Below are 16,324 nucleotides of genomic sequence, written 5' to 3' on the forward strand. Positions count from 1 at the left end.
GGTCATGGAAAACTATTTCTTTGGTGTGGTTATATCCTTAGGGGTATTCTTTTTAAATCATATCTTAAAAGAGCTGAGTCGTCGTAAATTTACACAGGATATTAAACTACACTTCGAGTATGAACAATCCAATACAAATAACTAGCTCTTCAATGCAAAAAAGGAGTGCGGCTAAACTACTTGCAAGTAGTTTAGCCGCACTCCTTTTTGATGGGGCTGCAAATTCAAAAATTTCCAATGGGACGGCCTTATTTCTGGATCACACTTTCATTTCTTGGTAACGGTTGGTCATAAATGGCATGCCCAGTTTCCAGGGGCTTTTGCTCAACCAAAAGCTTCACACTTTTGTATTGGGGTAGCTCCGTTAGTGTATTAACCAGTGAATTTACAGTAATAAGCTCCCCGGTGGACCCCTGTAAATTGACAAAGGCCTGGTTAAAGTTAAGAATCAGGGTATCACCTTCGGCTTTATAGTCGATTAACTCTGTTCCCTGGGGTAAAACTGCTGCATATTTTTCTGGCTTATTAAGCTCATTAACCAGAGCAATCACCATGTCATTGGGCTTATCAATTTCCCGTTCCACTGGTACTAAGGCATCGGCATTTTCATTAGCAAAATACAACGTAATCTTTACCTTTCCCTTTGCCGGGTCTTGGGATTGGGTCCCGGTTTGTTTTTGAGGTTGCTGTTCCTTTGTATTATCAACACAACCAGCAAAGATTAAGGAAAGGATAATCATTAAAAAAAACGCAATTCTTTTCATATGCTTGCCTCCTAACAGATAGATTTGCAAATCAGTCAAAGTTTAACATATAGGCAACAAAATTACCAGAAAAAATAGATCCTACTCTTACAAACTATGACGGCGGGGAGGTATATTTGTCACGCTTAAAGTGCTGTTCGCCATTAGCTGTTAGCCCTCTAAGGGCAATGGCAAAGTTAGAATCAATGACCTGCGAATAATCCAAACTGGGTACCCCTTGATATTAATTTTTTACCACGTAATACAAAACAAAGATAACACCCGTTATTGGAGGCGCCCCAATAGTAGGTGTACTGTTAAAGATCTTTGAAAGGAGAATGATTTTGAAAAAAATTGCTAAAATTACAGCTACTATCCTTACAGTTTGTATGTGTTCAACATTATTAGCAGGGGCTGCCTGGGCTGACAACGATAAAAAAGATAAGAAGGTGGCACCAGGCTTACAAAAGAAAATGGTGCAATATACCTATACTAGCAACTTTAAAGATATTAAAAACCATTGGGCCAAGTATGAAATTGAAAAACTACAGTTAACGGGTATAATGAAAGGTTATGAGGATAAAAGTTTTAAACCCCAACAATCCGTATCAAAAAACGAAGCCATTGCCATTATTATGAGAGTGGTAGACCATCAAGGGACCGACAGCGACAAAGCCGAATTGATTCAAAATATTTTCCCCAGTTGGATGGGTGTGGCTCCACTGCAAGCCTATGATGCAGGAATTCTTGCTGATTGGGAACTAACCAAATGGCTTGGCAATAAGCCAGCCACTCGTATTGAGGTAGCCATGTGGTTAAGTCGTGCCGCCGGAGATGAAAATATCTCTTTAAAGGAGATGCTTTCCTTTGCTAAGGATGCTAACCAACTAAAGAAGGATGAATTAATATATGTTGCCTCCATGTATAATAAAGGTATTATGAAAGGTACGCCGGATGGCTATTTAAATCCCTTTAAGCCCATTTCCAGGGGTGAATTTGCGGTGATGATCAGCCGTTTCATTGACGTCGCTGATTTAGAGGATAACACCGATAAAGAAAAACAAACAGAAGACTACATTCAAAAACTAACCCCTAGCCACAATGCTAAGATTGATGTTGACACCAAGGAATTTACCGTTCGGTTTGAAGAAGCGATGGGCTATACAAAGGGTAATGATTTAGAGGATTTAGTTGATGCAGTGAACATGTATAAGTACAGTGGCGGGAAATGGGTCGCTGCTAATATTGAGTACGCCGTTGTCTTCACCAAAAACAATGACAAACTGCAGATTAAATTGGCTAACAACAAAAAACTGGACAGTAACACCAAGTATTGCATTACGATTAACGATGGTATTCTTGTAGAAACTGATACTAAGGATCATGTCTTCACCGGCCTTAAAAAGGGAGAATGGTGCTTTACCACCGAGGCTGCCGAACTGGCTGTTAATAAGGTAAAAGCAACCAATGCTACCACCATCGTTATTGAATTTAACCAGACCATCCAAAAAGGTGACGACTTCTCTGCCAATGGTTCCGGCATCCATGTAATGGCCGGGAATAAGGAACTTGATATTGATGCTGCCAGCATTAGCGGTAGTAAGTTAACACTTACCCTAGACGATGATGACCGTTTGGAAGATGATGAAGATTATACCGTATGGTTTGCAGAAGATATCGTGGAAGGTTTCGAGATTGAGGAATCGGACGCCATAGAATTTACCTACTAAGCTAAAAGAAGGCACCCTGCTGGGTGTCTTCTACTGTCTATGGGCCATGAGCTAAAGACCCTTCCCAAAGTATTTTACAACCAGGTGCCTGGCTCTTGGCCGCAGCAAAACCCTTCAAACTAAGATAACCTAACAGCGGGCAAGTGCCTGGCACCGTCGAATGACTAAGCCATTTTTCAAGGCAGCTAACTGCTAACGGCTACTATGCTAATGGCTAAATATAAAAGCCCCGGAGCTTACTCCAGGGCTTTAACTTATTACTTTAAAATTCGATTGGCCCCACGATATTTAGGAGACCAGTAGCTATCAGAAAGAGAATCAATACGTATACCACGGGAGGAAGAGGAGTGAATAAATTGACTGTTCCCCATATAAATACCAGAATGGTTAATACCAGCACCACCGGTATTAAAGAATACTAGATCCCCTGGTCGCAACTCGGCTTTTTTAATGGCAACACCTGCATGATATTGACCGGCGGCGGTATGAACCAAATCAAAACCAAAGTTTTTAAAAACATAACGTACATAGCCTGAACAATCAAAACCCGCAGGACTTTCTCCACCGGAACGGTATTTAACACCAACATATTGCTTAGCATAATCTAAAACGGCTACGGCACGGTCTACTACACCCCTGGAAGTTTCGGGATCTTCGGTACGGGGTCTAACGGCCTGGTTGGCTGATTGATCAGGCACATCTAGCACCTGGCCAATTTGCAAACTATCACTTTCGAGGTTATTCAGTTGTTTAACGTTCTCCACCGAGGTTCCGCAACGATTGGCAATGGACCACAATGTATCACCACTTTGTACAGTCACCTGAGCTGCATCGGCAAAACCAACCCACACCACTATGGCCATACACACAGAGCTAGCCAGCACTGCCATCTTTTTAAGCAACGACAATGATGTTTTCCCCACTTTCTACACCTACGGAGTTAGCTGACGGGTTCGGACAGAAAGTTTGCCCGCTACCAATGGTAGTTAACCCCATAAAAATGGTTCCCCCGTTTTCAATGAAATTCGGCGTTCTTCTTATTTTATTAACAAATTCGCCAAAAGGTACCAATTTCCTTCCAAAAAAATAAACTTTTTTGTCAGACTAAGCCAATTTTGGCCTTTGGTCCCTCCTTTCTTTCCGACTTAACCACCTATTTCATATTTTTCCTATTTGGAGGGAATAATGTTTTGGAACGTCTATTTCATTTATTAGGTGACAGTCTATGACATTAACCCACGCCACCTGGAACTGTGCCAAGGTTATGTTATCCTTAACCTTGCCCTTTCAGGTTATTATAAAAACTGACCGACCGCGTAATACCCATGACTTTTGCAATCAACAGGCCCTTGAGATATTAAAAAAAGATGGCCTTCAAGGTGAAGGTCGCATCCTTCAGTCCTATTTGGAAGCACTGAACCGAGGGTCCCACTGGAGTGACCAGGGCTTTAAAAACATTAGTCATTATTATAACCATGCTAAAGCCACTGGCCTCTGGCACGGCCCTGATGCACCAACGGAATGCAGCTATTATTTTGAGCGTTCCATCAAATATTGGCAATCAGGACACCGGGAAAAATCTATTTTTTATTTGGGTGCCGCCTGCCACATTTTACAGGACTTGTGTGTACCCCATCACGCCTGCGGTCTGGTACTAAGCGGTCATAAATTTTTTGAGGATTGGTCCAGAGACAACTATCATGATTTTGTCGTAAGATTAGAAGGTATTTACCATGTTGCACCCCACGCCTGCGGTTGGGTAAAGGAAAATGCCCGGATCTCATCCCATTACCTGCCTGAACTAATCCAGCAAAAAGGCCTTGCCTCGGTTGAAAGGGTAGCTGGCATCCTGCTGCAACGAACCCAAAGAGTCACCGCGGGTTTTCTTAGTTTCTTTTTCCAGCGCATAAAAAACCCCACCCTGGGAAGGTGAAGTTTTTCTAACAATTCTATAATTTAATAAAGCCTAACCCATTTAGAATAATAATGATGATCGCTATGGGTGCCACGAAGCGGATAGCAGCAAAGTAAAAACTTATCCTTGATCTATTATTTAAACTACCGCCATTCGAAACTTCATCAAAAATCTCCCAACGACTAAGCTTCCATCCCGCAAATATGGCAAAAAACAAACCGGTTAAGGGCATCATTAGATTATCTGTTAAATAACTGTAAAAATTAAATAGATTCAGGTTAAATAGCTGAACATCAGCCAACAAACTGTTGGACAGGGTCGCCGTGCTGCCTACGGCAGCCATAACCAGCCCTGTAAATATGGTTGCTTTGGTTCTGGACCAGCCTCTGTCCTCTGTGAGATAAGCCACAGGAGAGTTAAAAAGGGAAATCATCGCGCCCATGGCAGCGATAGCAGCTAAAATAAAGAAGATGGTTAAAAATACTTGCCCGAAGGGCATGGCGTTAAAAACCATCGGTATCGTTATAAAAAGTAAGGACGGACCCATATCTGGGTTAAAACCAAAGGCAAACACCGCTGGGAAGATGGCCAAACCAGCCAATACAGAAACCATCGTATCCGCGATAACAACCTTAACCCCAGTGCCAATCAGATTTTCCTCTCTGCCGATATAGCTGCCATAGGTGGTCATAACACCTATACCAACAGAAAGTTTAAAGAAAGCTAAGCCCATGGCTGCCAGAATGGTGGCGCCGGTAATTTTAGAAAAATCCGGGCTAAACAAAAAAGACACACCTGCTGCGGCACCGGGAAGTGTTAGGGCCCGTATGACACAGATAACTAACAAAAGAAAAAGTATGGGTAGCAAGGTCTTAGCCATTCGCTCGATGCCGTTTTTAACGCCGGCTAAAATAATAGCCCCCGTCACAAAGAGCACAATCCATTGCCAGATTAAGGGGGACCATACACTGGTAACTAAACTGGAAAAAACCTGTTCGGCTATTTTCGGATCACTGGTTACAATTTTTCCGGTCAAGGCTTTAAAAATATAGGCAAAAACCCACCCAGCCACCGAAGTGTAATAAAACATAATAAAGAAAGCACAGATCACTCCGGATAATCCCGTAAAGAACCAAGGTGTCGCCGGGGCTAGTTTTTTAAAAGCTCCCACACAGGCGGTGTTGGCCCTGCGGCCAATAATAAATTCCGAAATCATAACGGGTAAACCAATAAAACAAACACAACCGAGGTAAATAAGAATAAATGCGGCACCACCGTTTTCACCGGTGATATAAGGAAATTTCCAAATGTTCCCCAGGCCCACCGCAGAGCCTAAGGTTGCAGCAATCACACCTAATGTACTGCCAAAGCCTTCCCTGCCAGAAATTTGTGTCATACTTACGTCAGACTTTTGCATATATTCCGTCCTTCCTGAAAAGCAATTTTGTCAACTACCCTTTGACTGCTTGCCAGCGTACTGTAACATTTTAATACATCCCTAAAAGATGTACTAGGTGGATTGTAATTTTCAATTAATTTTACTTTTTCCTCCATACCCATGATTTTCAAGTGTAACGTTTTGCTTTATGCTGCGTCTTAGACAATATAATCACTTATATAAATTAGATTGAGGAGAATGAAATGAAAAAAATAGCCTTGATCCTTTTGATTATCTCCCAAACTCTTTTGGTGGCCGGCTGTTCCTTCCAAAATACGGAGGTTAAGCCAGTCAATCCGTTAGCTAAGGAAGAAGCTTCTTTTATTGTCACAGCCAATACCCATATGCTACAAACACTAGACAAAAATATCTTTGGCAATAAAACTCCGGAAAAAATGATTTTGTATGTTGAAGAGACCCCGGAGGGCATGCCCCAATCCTGGTCCTTAGTAGTAGACGGGGTGGAAAAAGTCAAGCTTTTTCATGAAGATGGTCTATACTCCTTTGCTAAACTGGCATTAGCAGACATTGACAATGACCAAAGGGATGAAGTCCTCCTTTACCGTCAGTCCAGTGGCAGTGCTGGGGCAATGGGTTTGAATGTGTATAAAGCATCCGAAAATAATTTACAACAAATTTTTAGCAACGAAAACGAAATGAATCCTAGCTCGCCAAGGTTTGAAGTCAAGTACATGGGCGATTATTATGTCAAGTTTGAAGATAAAGAGACTGGTCTTAAAGCAGTGATTGAGCTAGACCAAAAACAATATAGCAATCTGGAAGATATGTTAAATAACATTGCCACTTGGATCGATCCCATCGCGGATTATAGCCTGGTGGACTACAATGATGACGGCATCAAAGAAATTATCACCATCCAAAGGGTCATTGGCATATCCCATGCCGACACCATTGGGTTATTAAAAACCACCTTTAAAATGGACCAAAACCAATACAAAGCAACCACCCTGACCCTTTGTGACTCTAAGGATAAGCCCTTGGCCGAAGTAAAACTATAGGGTTAATTCTGTGCCATGTTCCTTTAACCATTTTCGCTGAACCTTGTAATTGGGACAAATACGCTCCACCAAGGCCCAAAATTTTTTGGAATGATTCATCTCTATTAAGTGAGCTGCTTCATGGGCCACCAGGTAATCAATAACGGATAGTGGTGCCATGACTAATCGGTAATTAAAATTTAAGTTGCCTTGGCTGGAACAACTTCCCCAGCGGGTTTTCTGATCTTTAATAAATACCTGCTTGTAATGAACTCCGAATACCTTGGCTACAACCTCTAATCTCTGCATAATAATTTTTTTGGCCTGGTACCTTAGCCAAGACTCAATAATCTGAGCCACCCTATCTTGATATTCCCGTGGAAGCATAACAATTATCCTATCTTCCACCAGTTCCACCTCTGGGTAGCCCTGTTGAAAAACCAGAACCACAGGGTAGGATTTCCCCAAAAAACGTACAGCATGTTTTTCTGCGAGGCTGTTTTCTTTTTTCTGTTGTGCCCGTTGGGAAATTAAGGTTAGTTTTTGTAATATCCATTCCCCTTTTTCCCTTAGTAGTGTCTCAACCTGACCGGTGGGGTAATTAACCGGCACCACAACCTCTAACCCTTTTTCTATACTAATTTTTAGGCTGATGTTCTTTGCTCTGCTACTCTCCCGAAGCAGGTAAGGTATTTTCTTCCCACCCAATTGTATCGCTTTTGTTTTCATCACTTAACAACTACCCTTTGAAATAATTTTTAATGCTTAATACATAAATAAGGGAGTATCGCAAACTACTTTTCGTAGCAATCGACACCCCCTTGACAGGGCAAGACCCATTATCTACCTATTTGGTGAATTTTGCTGACTGCTTCCGGCCCACATTTCCGAAGGTGGCGTAAGTATTAGGGCCTCATCATGCCAGGTACAAGATACTTCATCGGTGAGGGCCATCGCAATGTTCTTGAGGTGCTCACTGATTCTTAGATAGGCATTGATAACATCCATATGGATAAAACTGGTGTTCACCGTTTCCTCGGCTCCCTTTTGCATCCGTGCAATATGACTCATCCTGAGACGAAACTCCAAATCCGCAATATCTTCCTGAAAGCTTTTAGCCTTTTCTGCCAATAGACAGCTATTGGTGGCAAAGCAGGTGTTTACCAGGTGAAGTAATTCAAAAACCTTATTATGCATAGCCTGGATATCTTTATGCCCTTCTTCGGAGAAGTCCAGGTTATTAACAGATTTGCTTTCTGCCTTGGACATTAAATTCTTTTCGATGATATCGCCAATATGTTCGTAATCCCGGACGATATGCACTAGACCCATTGTTTTATTAAACTCATCCTTCGATAGTTGGTGCCTAAGTAAGAGGGTTAGATATTTATTACTGGCCTTGGATAAGACATCAATATGATGTTCCTTTTGAAGTAATTTTTCAGCATGGTCTTGATCAAAGTTTTTTAGCAGCGGATATACTTCCCTCATCATATCCGTCACGTGATCGGATATGTGCATAATCTCTTTGGTCGCCATACCAATGGCCAGTTCAGGGCTGCTGATAAGGCTTTCATCCAAGTATTTAGGTATAACATCATCCGCAGCTTCTTTTTTGTCAGGAATAATGTACTCCAGAAATCGGACAAATTGAGATACAAAGGGTACAAATAATATAGCAATGGCAATATTAAAAAGGGTATGAACGTTGGCAACTTGAAAGCCTGCATTGGCCGTTATATTTGACATTAAAGCTGCCAATGGGGTAACAAAGGGAAGAAATAGCAAGACCCCAACCACCTTAAATAACAGGTGGGCTGTGGCAACCCTCTTCGATTCCCTGGAAGACCCCAGGCTGGATAGGATCGCCGTAAATGCCGTCCCTATGTTGGCACCAAATAGCATGTAAATAGCAGGCACTAAGGTAATCATGCCCTGCATTGCCAGCAGCATAATAATACCAATGGTTGCTGCACTGCTGTGAACCAAAAATGTAAATACCGCTGCCAAGGCTAATGCTAAGACTGGCCTGTCACTCATCTGTAACAGTAAGTTCTCAAAGGCAGGGTCATTTCTCAAGGGATACATGGTATCTGACATGATTTTTAAACCTAAAAAAAGTAAGCCAAAACCAATTAATACCTGGCCAATGCGTTTATTCTTGTTATTCTTAGAAAAGAAAACAATCGTAGCACCAATACCTACGATAGGTAAGGAGATTTCTGTGGCCTTAAGGGCTATTAATTGTGCCGTTACGGTGGTGCCTATGTCTGCACCCAAAATCACAGCTAAAGTCTGCCTTAAACTAATAATCGATGCACTGGTTAAGCTTACCAGAATCACGGTGGTTGCCGTACTACTTTGGAACAAAATCGTAACCATGGCTCCTAGCCCCATCGCAATGATTCTGTTTTTAGTTAGAGTGGTTAAGGCCTCCCGGAGTTTTTTCCCGGCAATTTTTTGCAGCCCCTCACTCAAAACATACATACCGTATAATAACAGGCCCATACCGCCGATCATACTAAGTATTGTTGATTGCCAGGACATTTCCCCCCCACCTTTCTATGTTGAACTATGGTATAAATTTCACAAGTACGACGGAATAACTTTGGATATAACAATTATTCCGATATACATTTAAAATAAATTTATATTATATTGTATTGTAATTCATTGGTTAATAAGTGTCAAACCGCGAAATATAACAGTTTATAATATATTAAGCAAAAAACAATGACCCAGCCGCATTAGCTGAATCATTGCCGTTTTCTGACTAGTCTAAATATACTGTCTGGGTATAATCCCATTTATTCAACTCTTACCCCCGGGGCCTCAAATATTGCTCGCATAAAAGGTAAGATTATTCGTCAAAAATGTTCCACACGGTTTTTCTTTTCGTTTTTTTGGGTATTACCTGCCATTGATTACTTTTTATAAACTGATCAGAGCCAGTGGCTCCCCCAGAAATAATTAGCCTTAGGGCTTGGTCCACTGGTATGTCCACAATAAGCACACTCTCTTTAGGAACCCAGTACATATCTCCGGCCACCTGTAAGGTTTGGGGAAAATAAACTCCAACCAGTTCCCCGCCGTCTTTATCTTTTAATGGTGATTCCTTTATCGTCAAAAAACCTAACCGATGGGTATTTTCACCCAGTTTTACCAGGGCAACCGTATCAAATTTCTTTTTGTCACCAACCAGCGATTTTAAGGCATCCTTCAAGGTATTATAAATATTCTTAACCCCAGGCATACTGCAAATAAAACCCTCGATGAGAGCTAATATCTTTTTCGATATCCACCAGTTAGCCACCATCCCCAGCAAGGTTACCATTAGAATCACAAAGATAAAATCAATCCCAGGCAAATCCCGCCCCACTAAGGGGTAAAGAATTGCACTGCCCACCCCAGAAATTTTGTCATAAGTAAAGGCTAAAATATAAAAGGTGCCCAGGAGCGGCAATAAAACTAATAATCCCTTTACAAAGTAAATTGAAATCTTTCGCATAAACTCAACTCCTGAATATTTTGCTAAATTTTCAAGTTAGTTACTTTCTATATTTATTTGCTAAAACCTTTAATTTTACTGGAAAATTAGAGAAACGGATCGATTTCCCATATCCTGCTGCAATCTTTCATGGGTTTTAGTTAATGATATAAACTATTAATGGACATAACTATTAATATGGCTTATAATATAACAAACAAGAAAAAGGAGCATCATTATCTTGAATAAGAGAGAAAAGATAATATTAATGGATATGCTGCTTCATGAGTTCGTACAAAACAATAGTTGTCAGATAAAAGGATTATTAAAAGACTCGATAACCCCAAGTCAGTTTTTTTTGCTTAAACTCATTGCCCTACAAAGCACCTGCAAAGCAGCTGATATTGCTCATACATTAGACATTTCCCCCTCTGCTGCCACCACTATTTTAGATAGGCTCTATAAAAATGGTTGGATTGAGAAAAATAGATCTGAGAAGGATCGTCGCATTGTCTGGCTCACACTAACTGAAAATGGCAGAAAGATACTTTCTGAAATTGAGATTGAAAGAATTCAGCTTTTAGTAAAACAGTTTGATCATATAGAAGAGGATGAATTAGCTACAGTCTGTGAGGTATTTAAAAAACTACTGAAAAATAACAAAGCCGATTTATATCATGCAGAATAATTTAAAGGGGGTATCTTATGAGCTTTGTTGAAAGTTTTCTAAATATATTGTTTATATATTTAATATTACGAGGCGTAATTAATATCTTTAACCTTATTCAGCTTAGGAAAAAAGCCCAACAACAACTGGAAAATAACCCTGAACAAAAACAAATTCAAGAAATACCGACTGTTAAAGAAGAAGTAGAATTGGTTACGGATAGTATTTGTGGCTGTACGATACCAAAACCAAAGGCTTTTATTCTGGCTAAAGACAATGAAAAACATTACTTTTGCAGTTGGTCCTGTAGAGAAAAATACATTGCTATGGAGAATCAATCCGCTAGTCACCTTTAAGCAAAAGGCGGAACGACACCGGGTCGTTCCGCTTTTTGCAACAACTGGCTTGCTTTTTGAAAATATCGGCTGGGCCACAGGAATATCTAAATGAATGATACCTAAAGGAAGTAATGAATAAAGAAGCACCGTATTTTTGAGTATACTAATTCCCTTGTTGGAGCATTGGTTCCCCTGTTCATATGAGGTTATGGGGGACATTATTGATGGAGCCGGCTAGCTACCCCTTAAACCTGTAGCCGGTGCCCCATAACGTTTCGATGTACTGTGGATTAGCCGGGTCTTTTTCAATCTTCTTCCGTATTTTTTGGATATGAACAGTTACCGTAGCCAGATCCCCAAGGGAATCCTCGCCCCAAATACGGTCAAAAAGCTGTTCTTTGCTAAAAACAATATTGGGATTGGAGGCAAGAAATAATAAAATTTCATATTCTTTGGTTGTCAATACAACCTCCCTACTGTTAACAAAAACCTTATGGGAAGAAGTATTGATCTCTAAACCCTTATGACTGATAATTTCTACGGCTGCCCTTTTACCCGTTAAACGTTCATATCTTTGAATGTGGGACTTTACTCTGGCCACCAGTTCCGTCAAGCTAAAGGGTTTCGTTATATAATCATCCGCACCAAAACCAAGTCCTCTGATCTTATCGATATCTTCTCCTTTGGCTGAAACGATCAGCACAGGGATTTCAAAATTCCTGCGTATTTCCTTAACAATTTCGTAGCCATCTTTGCCTGGCAGCATCAAGTCCACAATAATAATATCGTAAACCCCGGTTAATGCCTTTTTTAAACCAAGTTCCCCATTCTGGGCGATATCAACTTTATATCCGTTAAACTGAAAGTAATCCTTTTCCAATTTGGCTATATGGAGATCGTCTTCAATGATCAGAATATGCATGGGGCAGATCCTTCCTCACTAGATATAGGTAGCATCAGTGTAAAACAGGAGCCCTCCCCCAAAACACTGGTTACCTGTATTTTTCCGCCGTGGGCTGCCATCAGTTCTTTAGCGATGGAAAGACCCAAACCGGTACTCATCAAGTCCTTTGTGCGTTCACTATCAATCCGGTAGAAACGATCAAAAATCCGAGTGATTTTATCTTCTGGAATCCCAGGACCGTTATCCTGGATAGCCAGACAGATAAAGCCTGCCTTCTGATACAACCTGATTTTCAGACATAGGTTTCCCGGCGGGCCATATTTGACGGAATTACCGATAACATTGTGAATCACCTGATAAATCCTTTTTCCGTCCAGGGTCACTTTATAATTTACGTCCGTATCATCCGTATACTGGAAGCCAAGGCCCCTTTCTTCAAATTCAAAGCGAAATTCCGCCATCAGGTCATCCATAAAGGCTTTGATTCCAATGCTTTCCATCTGAAATTCCAGTTGGTGCATATCCAGTTTAGAAAACAAAAACAAATCATCGATGAGACGGTTGATATATAACGTATTCTTTTTAATAACATGCAGGTACTGATCCAGTTTCTCCGGAGAAGTAACCACGCCGTCATGAATGGCATCAATATAGCCACCAATGGCTGTGATCGGAGTTTTTAAATCATGGGAGATATTGGCAATTAATGTCTTCCAGTTTTCTTCATACTCCTGTTTAAGGGTTTCATTCCTTTGCAATTTTGCAGCCATATCATTAAAAGAATCAATTAAGAAACCGATTTCATTAAAGGTTGTATGATCGATCTTAACATGATAGTTTCCTTTAGCAATTTCTTTAACACCATTATGCAGTCGGGAAATGGGAATGAAAATTCTCTTTTCCAAATGTGTTATCCAAATTAAATGAACAATTTGACTGAGGATAAATAAGCCAAATAAAAATGTGAGGACTTTGCTAACAGGGAATCTAAACATTAGGTAAATCAATAGGATGATCAGGAGTAAAAAAATTGGGCGCAGGAGTTTTAGAGCCCGGTGTGACCGGTCAAAATCCCTGTGCCAGTGGCCGTGATTGCGGTAGCGTTTGTAAAATTCATGCCTGAGCCTATGATATTCATGATGGTTAAATCTTTTATACCTGTTCATAATTCACCTGCAACATTTTTAAAATACCAAAAAACAAGAAAATTGAATTAGACACGGGAGTTTTAGCATGGTTCCTATGTCTAATTCTTTTATTTAAGCTACGTTATGGCTTGGTGGGTGCATGCTTTTTTACAAGCCAGGCACCCGGTACAGTTTTGCGGTTTATCCAAGCGGACATGCCGATGACAAAGCAAATTCATTTTAGCAAGCACATCATTGGGACACACTGCAACACATTGATAACATGCCTGGCACTTTTTTATGTTTATCGTGATGTGCTTGGTTTTTAGAATTCTTTTCCTAGGCTGCTGCAGGAATTGGCTAATCAGATGGTTCATCGGTTATTTATTGCTAAAGATCAGCTTGGCATGGATGTTAAGCGTGTGATTTTCTTCTAAACCGCCTGCCTGTTTGCCACTTAGCTTTAAATCAATACATTCCAGCTCATTCTTTTTGTTAATTGTGGCAAGTAGGGCCAGGTTGGGATTTTCCAGTGCGTGTAATTCTTTCATCAAGCAGTGCTCATGGTGGTGCCTGTGGTACTCTTGCCCTTGACGGTGTTCTTTCCTAAATGAATGTTTTAGTGCTTGTAACTCTTTAGGCAGTTCATCCAATTCTAACGTCATCCTAGTGGTATTATCCGGTTGTTCTTCAACCTTAATTCTTTCCAGCAGATCCAAAGCCAATGTCAGTTTAGAAAAAAAATCTTTCAACCCAAAGTGCCCGCAGCATCCATGGTGGAAACGAGCGTGCCTGTCTTTAAAAAAGCCTTCATGTCGGTGAGGATTCTGCCCATGGCTAAATTCATTGCTGCTCTCATGCTTGAAGCTTTTTCCTGCGTAGTCCATTTCCGTCTTAATCCTGGCTTTAACCATACCACTGGACAGGTTTTTGGAAAACTCGTTCGTCATTTGGAATAACTTTGCCTGATCCTTTATGCATTCGACCTGGAGAGAACCATTGAAATGATCCTTTTCTTTCATGGTTTTTGCGATACTATACATAAGTTTAATTTTGTTCATCTGAACACCCTCCTTTTTTCTGGATGAGGTTATTCTAAAGGACAAAAATAAACTTATCTTAATCAAATTATAAATTTTTTATAAATAAGAGTAAAACTAATAATAATAATTCCTAAGCAATCATGGGTTCAAACATATTTGCCTCTCTAAAAAATCAGCAGAAACAACTAGAATTAAGGTATTTAGCTGTCTAAGAAATTTTTTGTCTTCGTCTGAATGCCTTCGCCTTACCCGTAAAACATAGAAAACTCGCAAGACCTTGTATTCTAAGGCTTTGCGAGTTTCTTGATGTGTCAGATATGGTGCGCCTGGCAGGAATCGAACCTGCGCTTCCGGCTCCGGAGGCCGGCGCTCTATCCCCTGAGCTACAGGCGCAAAATAATTGTGCTTTTTTATTATAACAATAATTTGTTTTTTTGCAAGTGGATAAATGTTGATAGCAACAACTTTTAAATGATATCACAGCCTCTTGAATAGTTCAAGACCCTGAGTTAATTGCCAAGTTTGAAAATACGATTGACCATTAGCCATGAGCTAATGCCCATGGCTGACGGCTAAATAATGTCTCATCTAGCAACCAGTATGCGGAAAAATCAAAAACCTGCCTGTTTAATGGCCTCTTTTAGTATATGTGCTGAATTTCTTAGGGCAGTTTCTTCTTCCTCCGTCATACTTATAGGGAGTACCTTGTCTCGTCCAGAGCCATTGACAATTGTAGGCAAACTGAAACAGCAATCTTGTATTCCGTAGAAATCATTGATCATACCGGACACGGTCAAGATAGAATCTTCATCCCTTAAGACGGCTTCACAAATTCTTTTTATAGAAACAGCTATGGCATAATAGGTTGCCTCCTTACGCTGAATAATCTCATAGGCTGCCGTGCGCACCCGATTGGCAATTTCATTTCTACAGATGGGCTCCAAACCTCGTAATTTAGAAAATTGCTCTAGGGGGATCCCTGCCACATCTGCTGTACTCCAGATAGGTACTTCAGAGTCACCATGCTCACCAATTATATAAGCATGAACATTACGAGGGTCCACATTACAATAATCAGCCACTTCTGCTCTAAATCTTGAGGTATCCAAAATTGTTCCTGAACCAAATACTTGGTTTGCAGGTAGGTTCGATATCTTTAAGGCGGCATAGGTTAAAACATCCACTGGATTAGCAACAATTAAATAAATGGCATTCGGACAATATTTTAACAACTGCGGTAAACTATCTTTTAAAATACTAACGTTCTTGTTGACCAAATCTAACCGTGTCTCACCGGGTTTTTGATTGGCTCCGGCTGTAAAGACAATAATATTAGAATCCTTACAATCCTCAAAGGAGCCTGCATATACATTAATGGGTTTAATAAAGGCTGCGGCATCCCCTAGATCCATCGCCTCCCCTTCTGCCTTTGCGTGACTAACATCAACCAAAACAAGGTCACTGGCCAAACCACTGGACATAATCGCAAAGGCTGCAGTTGACCCAACAAACCCCGCTCCTATAATAGCTATCTTGGCTCCCTTTCTTAATTTCACCATTGTTCACCCCTCGATTAATTTTCAAATTAACCATCATCACCCCAGCTCATACAACGGAGGCAAAATATACACCAAAACACGGCTCATAAAGCCGATGGCGGATGACTGACGCCGGATGGTTCATTTAGTATTTCCAGTTATTAAATACCTATGTCTCATGTATTTTCCAAATATTGTGGATAGACGTAAATCTGGAAAACATGTACAATGGTTTGTAACTAAAATAACTAGGCCGAATCTCCGTTTACCGGAGTACGGGGGATCAAAATTTATGGGGTGAATCCGCAATTTTATGGAGGTGTTTAAAATGCGGTAGGGTGCCCTCAACCCGAACCCGTCAACTAACCTCGGAGGCCCCAAGGAGGGTAAAAGTAC

At 40.7% G+C, this 16,324-nt stretch carries 16 protein-coding genes, 1 tRNA gene and 2 riboswitches; of the genes, 5 read left to right on the forward strand and 12 right to left on the reverse strand.

Annotated elements, in window-relative coordinates:
* Positions 1–248: 248 nt before the first annotated feature.
* Positions 249–764, reverse strand: a complete 516-nt coding sequence (locus V6C11_RS15065; protein ID WP_333532019.1) for a GerMN domain-containing protein — start codon at positions 762–764, stop codon at positions 249–251.
* A gap of 323 nt (positions 765–1,087) precedes the next feature.
* On the opposite strand from V6C11_RS15065, the gene V6C11_RS15070 reads away from it, so the two are divergent.
* Positions 1,088–2,473, forward strand: a complete 1,386-nt coding sequence (locus tag V6C11_RS15070; RefSeq protein WP_333532020.1) for an S-layer homology domain-containing protein — start codon at positions 1,088–1,090, stop codon at positions 2,471–2,473.
* A 257-nt stretch (positions 2,474–2,730) separates the two neighbouring features.
* Here the strand turns inward: V6C11_RS15070 and V6C11_RS15075 are convergent, their stop codons facing one another.
* Positions 2,731–3,381 carry a C40 family peptidase gene (locus V6C11_RS15075; protein ID WP_333532021.1) on the reverse strand — a complete coding sequence of 217 codons (651 nt, stop codon included), beginning with the start codon at positions 3,379–3,381 and terminating at the stop codon, positions 2,731–2,733.
* Positions 3,382–3,386: 5 nt separating this feature from the next.
* A riboswitch (cyclic di-AMP (ydaO/yuaA leader) is annotated at positions 3,387–3,514 on the reverse strand.
* Between the two features lie 184 nt (positions 3,515–3,698).
* Between V6C11_RS15075 and V6C11_RS15080 the strand changes: the two genes are divergently transcribed.
* Positions 3,699–4,406 carry a zinc dependent phospholipase C family protein gene (locus V6C11_RS15080; RefSeq protein ID WP_333532022.1) on the forward strand — a complete coding sequence of 236 codons (708 nt, stop codon included), beginning with the start codon at positions 3,699–3,701 and terminating at the stop codon, positions 4,404–4,406.
* Between the two features lie 16 nt (positions 4,407–4,422).
* Here V6C11_RS15080 and V6C11_RS15085 read toward each other — a convergent pair whose 3' ends face one another.
* Positions 4,423–5,805 (reverse strand): sodium-dependent transporter, encoded by a 1,383-nt coding sequence (locus V6C11_RS15085; protein ID WP_333532023.1) that lies wholly within the window; start codon positions 5,803–5,805, stop codon positions 4,423–4,425.
* A gap of 224 nt (positions 5,806–6,029) precedes the next feature.
* Here V6C11_RS15085 and V6C11_RS15090 point away from each other — a divergent pair, with 224 nt between their 5' ends.
* Positions 6,030–6,845 (forward strand): hypothetical protein, encoded by an 816-nt coding sequence (locus V6C11_RS15090; protein ID WP_333532024.1) that lies wholly within the window; start codon positions 6,030–6,032, stop codon positions 6,843–6,845.
* On the opposite strand, the gene V6C11_RS15095 is transcribed toward V6C11_RS15090, so the two are convergent.
* The 3 genes from V6C11_RS15095 to V6C11_RS15105 form a co-directional block, all read right to left on the reverse strand.
* Entirely contained in the window at positions 6,840–7,553 is a 714-nt protein-coding gene (locus V6C11_RS15095) for a M48 family metallopeptidase (RefSeq protein ID WP_333532057.1), read from the reverse strand. The genes V6C11_RS15090 and V6C11_RS15095 overlap by 6 nt on opposite strands.
* A gap of 114 nt (positions 7,554–7,667) precedes the next feature.
* Positions 7,668–9,371, reverse strand: coding sequence for a Na/Pi cotransporter family protein (locus tag V6C11_RS15100; protein ID WP_333532025.1), 1,704 nt, complete (start codon positions 9,369–9,371; stop codon positions 7,668–7,670).
* A 313-nt stretch (positions 9,372–9,684) separates the two neighbouring features.
* The gene (locus V6C11_RS15105) at positions 9,685–10,332 is read right to left on the reverse strand and encodes a DUF502 domain-containing protein (protein WP_333532026.1); all 648 of its coding nucleotides are present in this window, start codon (positions 10,330–10,332) and stop codon (positions 9,685–9,687) included.
* 220 nt (positions 10,333–10,552) lie between these two features.
* Between V6C11_RS15105 and V6C11_RS15110 the strand changes: the two genes are divergently transcribed.
* Positions 10,553–10,999: a MarR family winged helix-turn-helix transcriptional regulator gene (locus V6C11_RS15110; protein ID WP_333532027.1), complete on the forward strand. Its 447-nt coding sequence runs from the start codon at positions 10,553–10,555 to the stop codon at positions 10,997–10,999.
* A gap of 17 nt (positions 11,000–11,016) precedes the next feature.
* A complete protein-coding gene (locus V6C11_RS15115) occupies positions 11,017–11,334 on the forward strand; it encodes a transcriptional regulator (protein WP_333532028.1) in 318 nt (105 codons plus the stop codon).
* A gap of 220 nt (positions 11,335–11,554) precedes the next feature.
* Here V6C11_RS15115 and V6C11_RS15120 read toward each other — a convergent pair whose 3' ends face one another.
* The 6 genes from V6C11_RS15120 to V6C11_RS15140 all read right to left on the reverse strand — a co-directional run bounded on the left by V6C11_RS15120 (position 11,555) and on the right by V6C11_RS15140 (position 15,949).
* Positions 11,555–12,238 carry a response regulator transcription factor gene (locus V6C11_RS15120; protein WP_333532029.1) on the reverse strand — a complete coding sequence of 228 codons (684 nt, stop codon included), beginning with the start codon at positions 12,236–12,238 and terminating at the stop codon, positions 11,555–11,557.
* Positions 12,226–13,125: a HAMP domain-containing sensor histidine kinase gene (locus V6C11_RS15125; protein ID WP_333532030.1), complete on the reverse strand. Its 900-nt coding sequence runs from the start codon at positions 13,123–13,125 to the stop codon at positions 12,226–12,228. The genes V6C11_RS15120 and V6C11_RS15125 overlap by 13 nt, the downstream gene beginning before the upstream one ends.
* Positions 13,126–13,484: 359 nt before the next feature.
* Complete coding sequence (locus tag V6C11_RS18735) at positions 13,485–13,724, reverse strand: 4Fe-4S dicluster domain-containing protein (protein WP_442886079.1); 240 nt, start codon at positions 13,722–13,724, stop codon at positions 13,485–13,487.
* Positions 13,725–13,727: 3 nt separating this feature from the next.
* Positions 13,728–14,408 carry a hypothetical protein gene (locus V6C11_RS15130; RefSeq protein ID WP_333532031.1) on the reverse strand — a complete coding sequence of 227 codons (681 nt, stop codon included), beginning with the start codon at positions 14,406–14,408 and terminating at the stop codon, positions 13,728–13,730.
* A 300-nt stretch (positions 14,409–14,708) separates the two neighbouring features.
* Positions 14,709–14,783 (reverse strand) — tRNA-Arg (locus tag V6C11_RS15135).
* Positions 14,784–15,001: 218 nt separating this feature from the next.
* The gene (locus tag V6C11_RS15140; protein ID WP_333532032.1) at positions 15,002–15,949 is read right to left on the reverse strand and encodes an L-lactate dehydrogenase; all 948 of its coding nucleotides are present in this window, start codon (positions 15,947–15,949) and stop codon (positions 15,002–15,004) included.
* 220 nt (positions 15,950–16,169) lie between these two features.
* Positions 16,170–16,320, forward strand: a riboswitch (cyclic di-AMP (ydaO/yuaA leader).
* The last annotated feature ends 4 nt before the right edge of the window (positions 16,321–16,324 follow it).

The organism is Desulfotomaculum sp. 1211_IL3151, assembly GCF_036763075.1.
Classification (GTDB): Bacteria; Bacillota; Desulfotomaculia; order Desulfotomaculales; family Desulfotomaculaceae; genus Desulfotomaculum.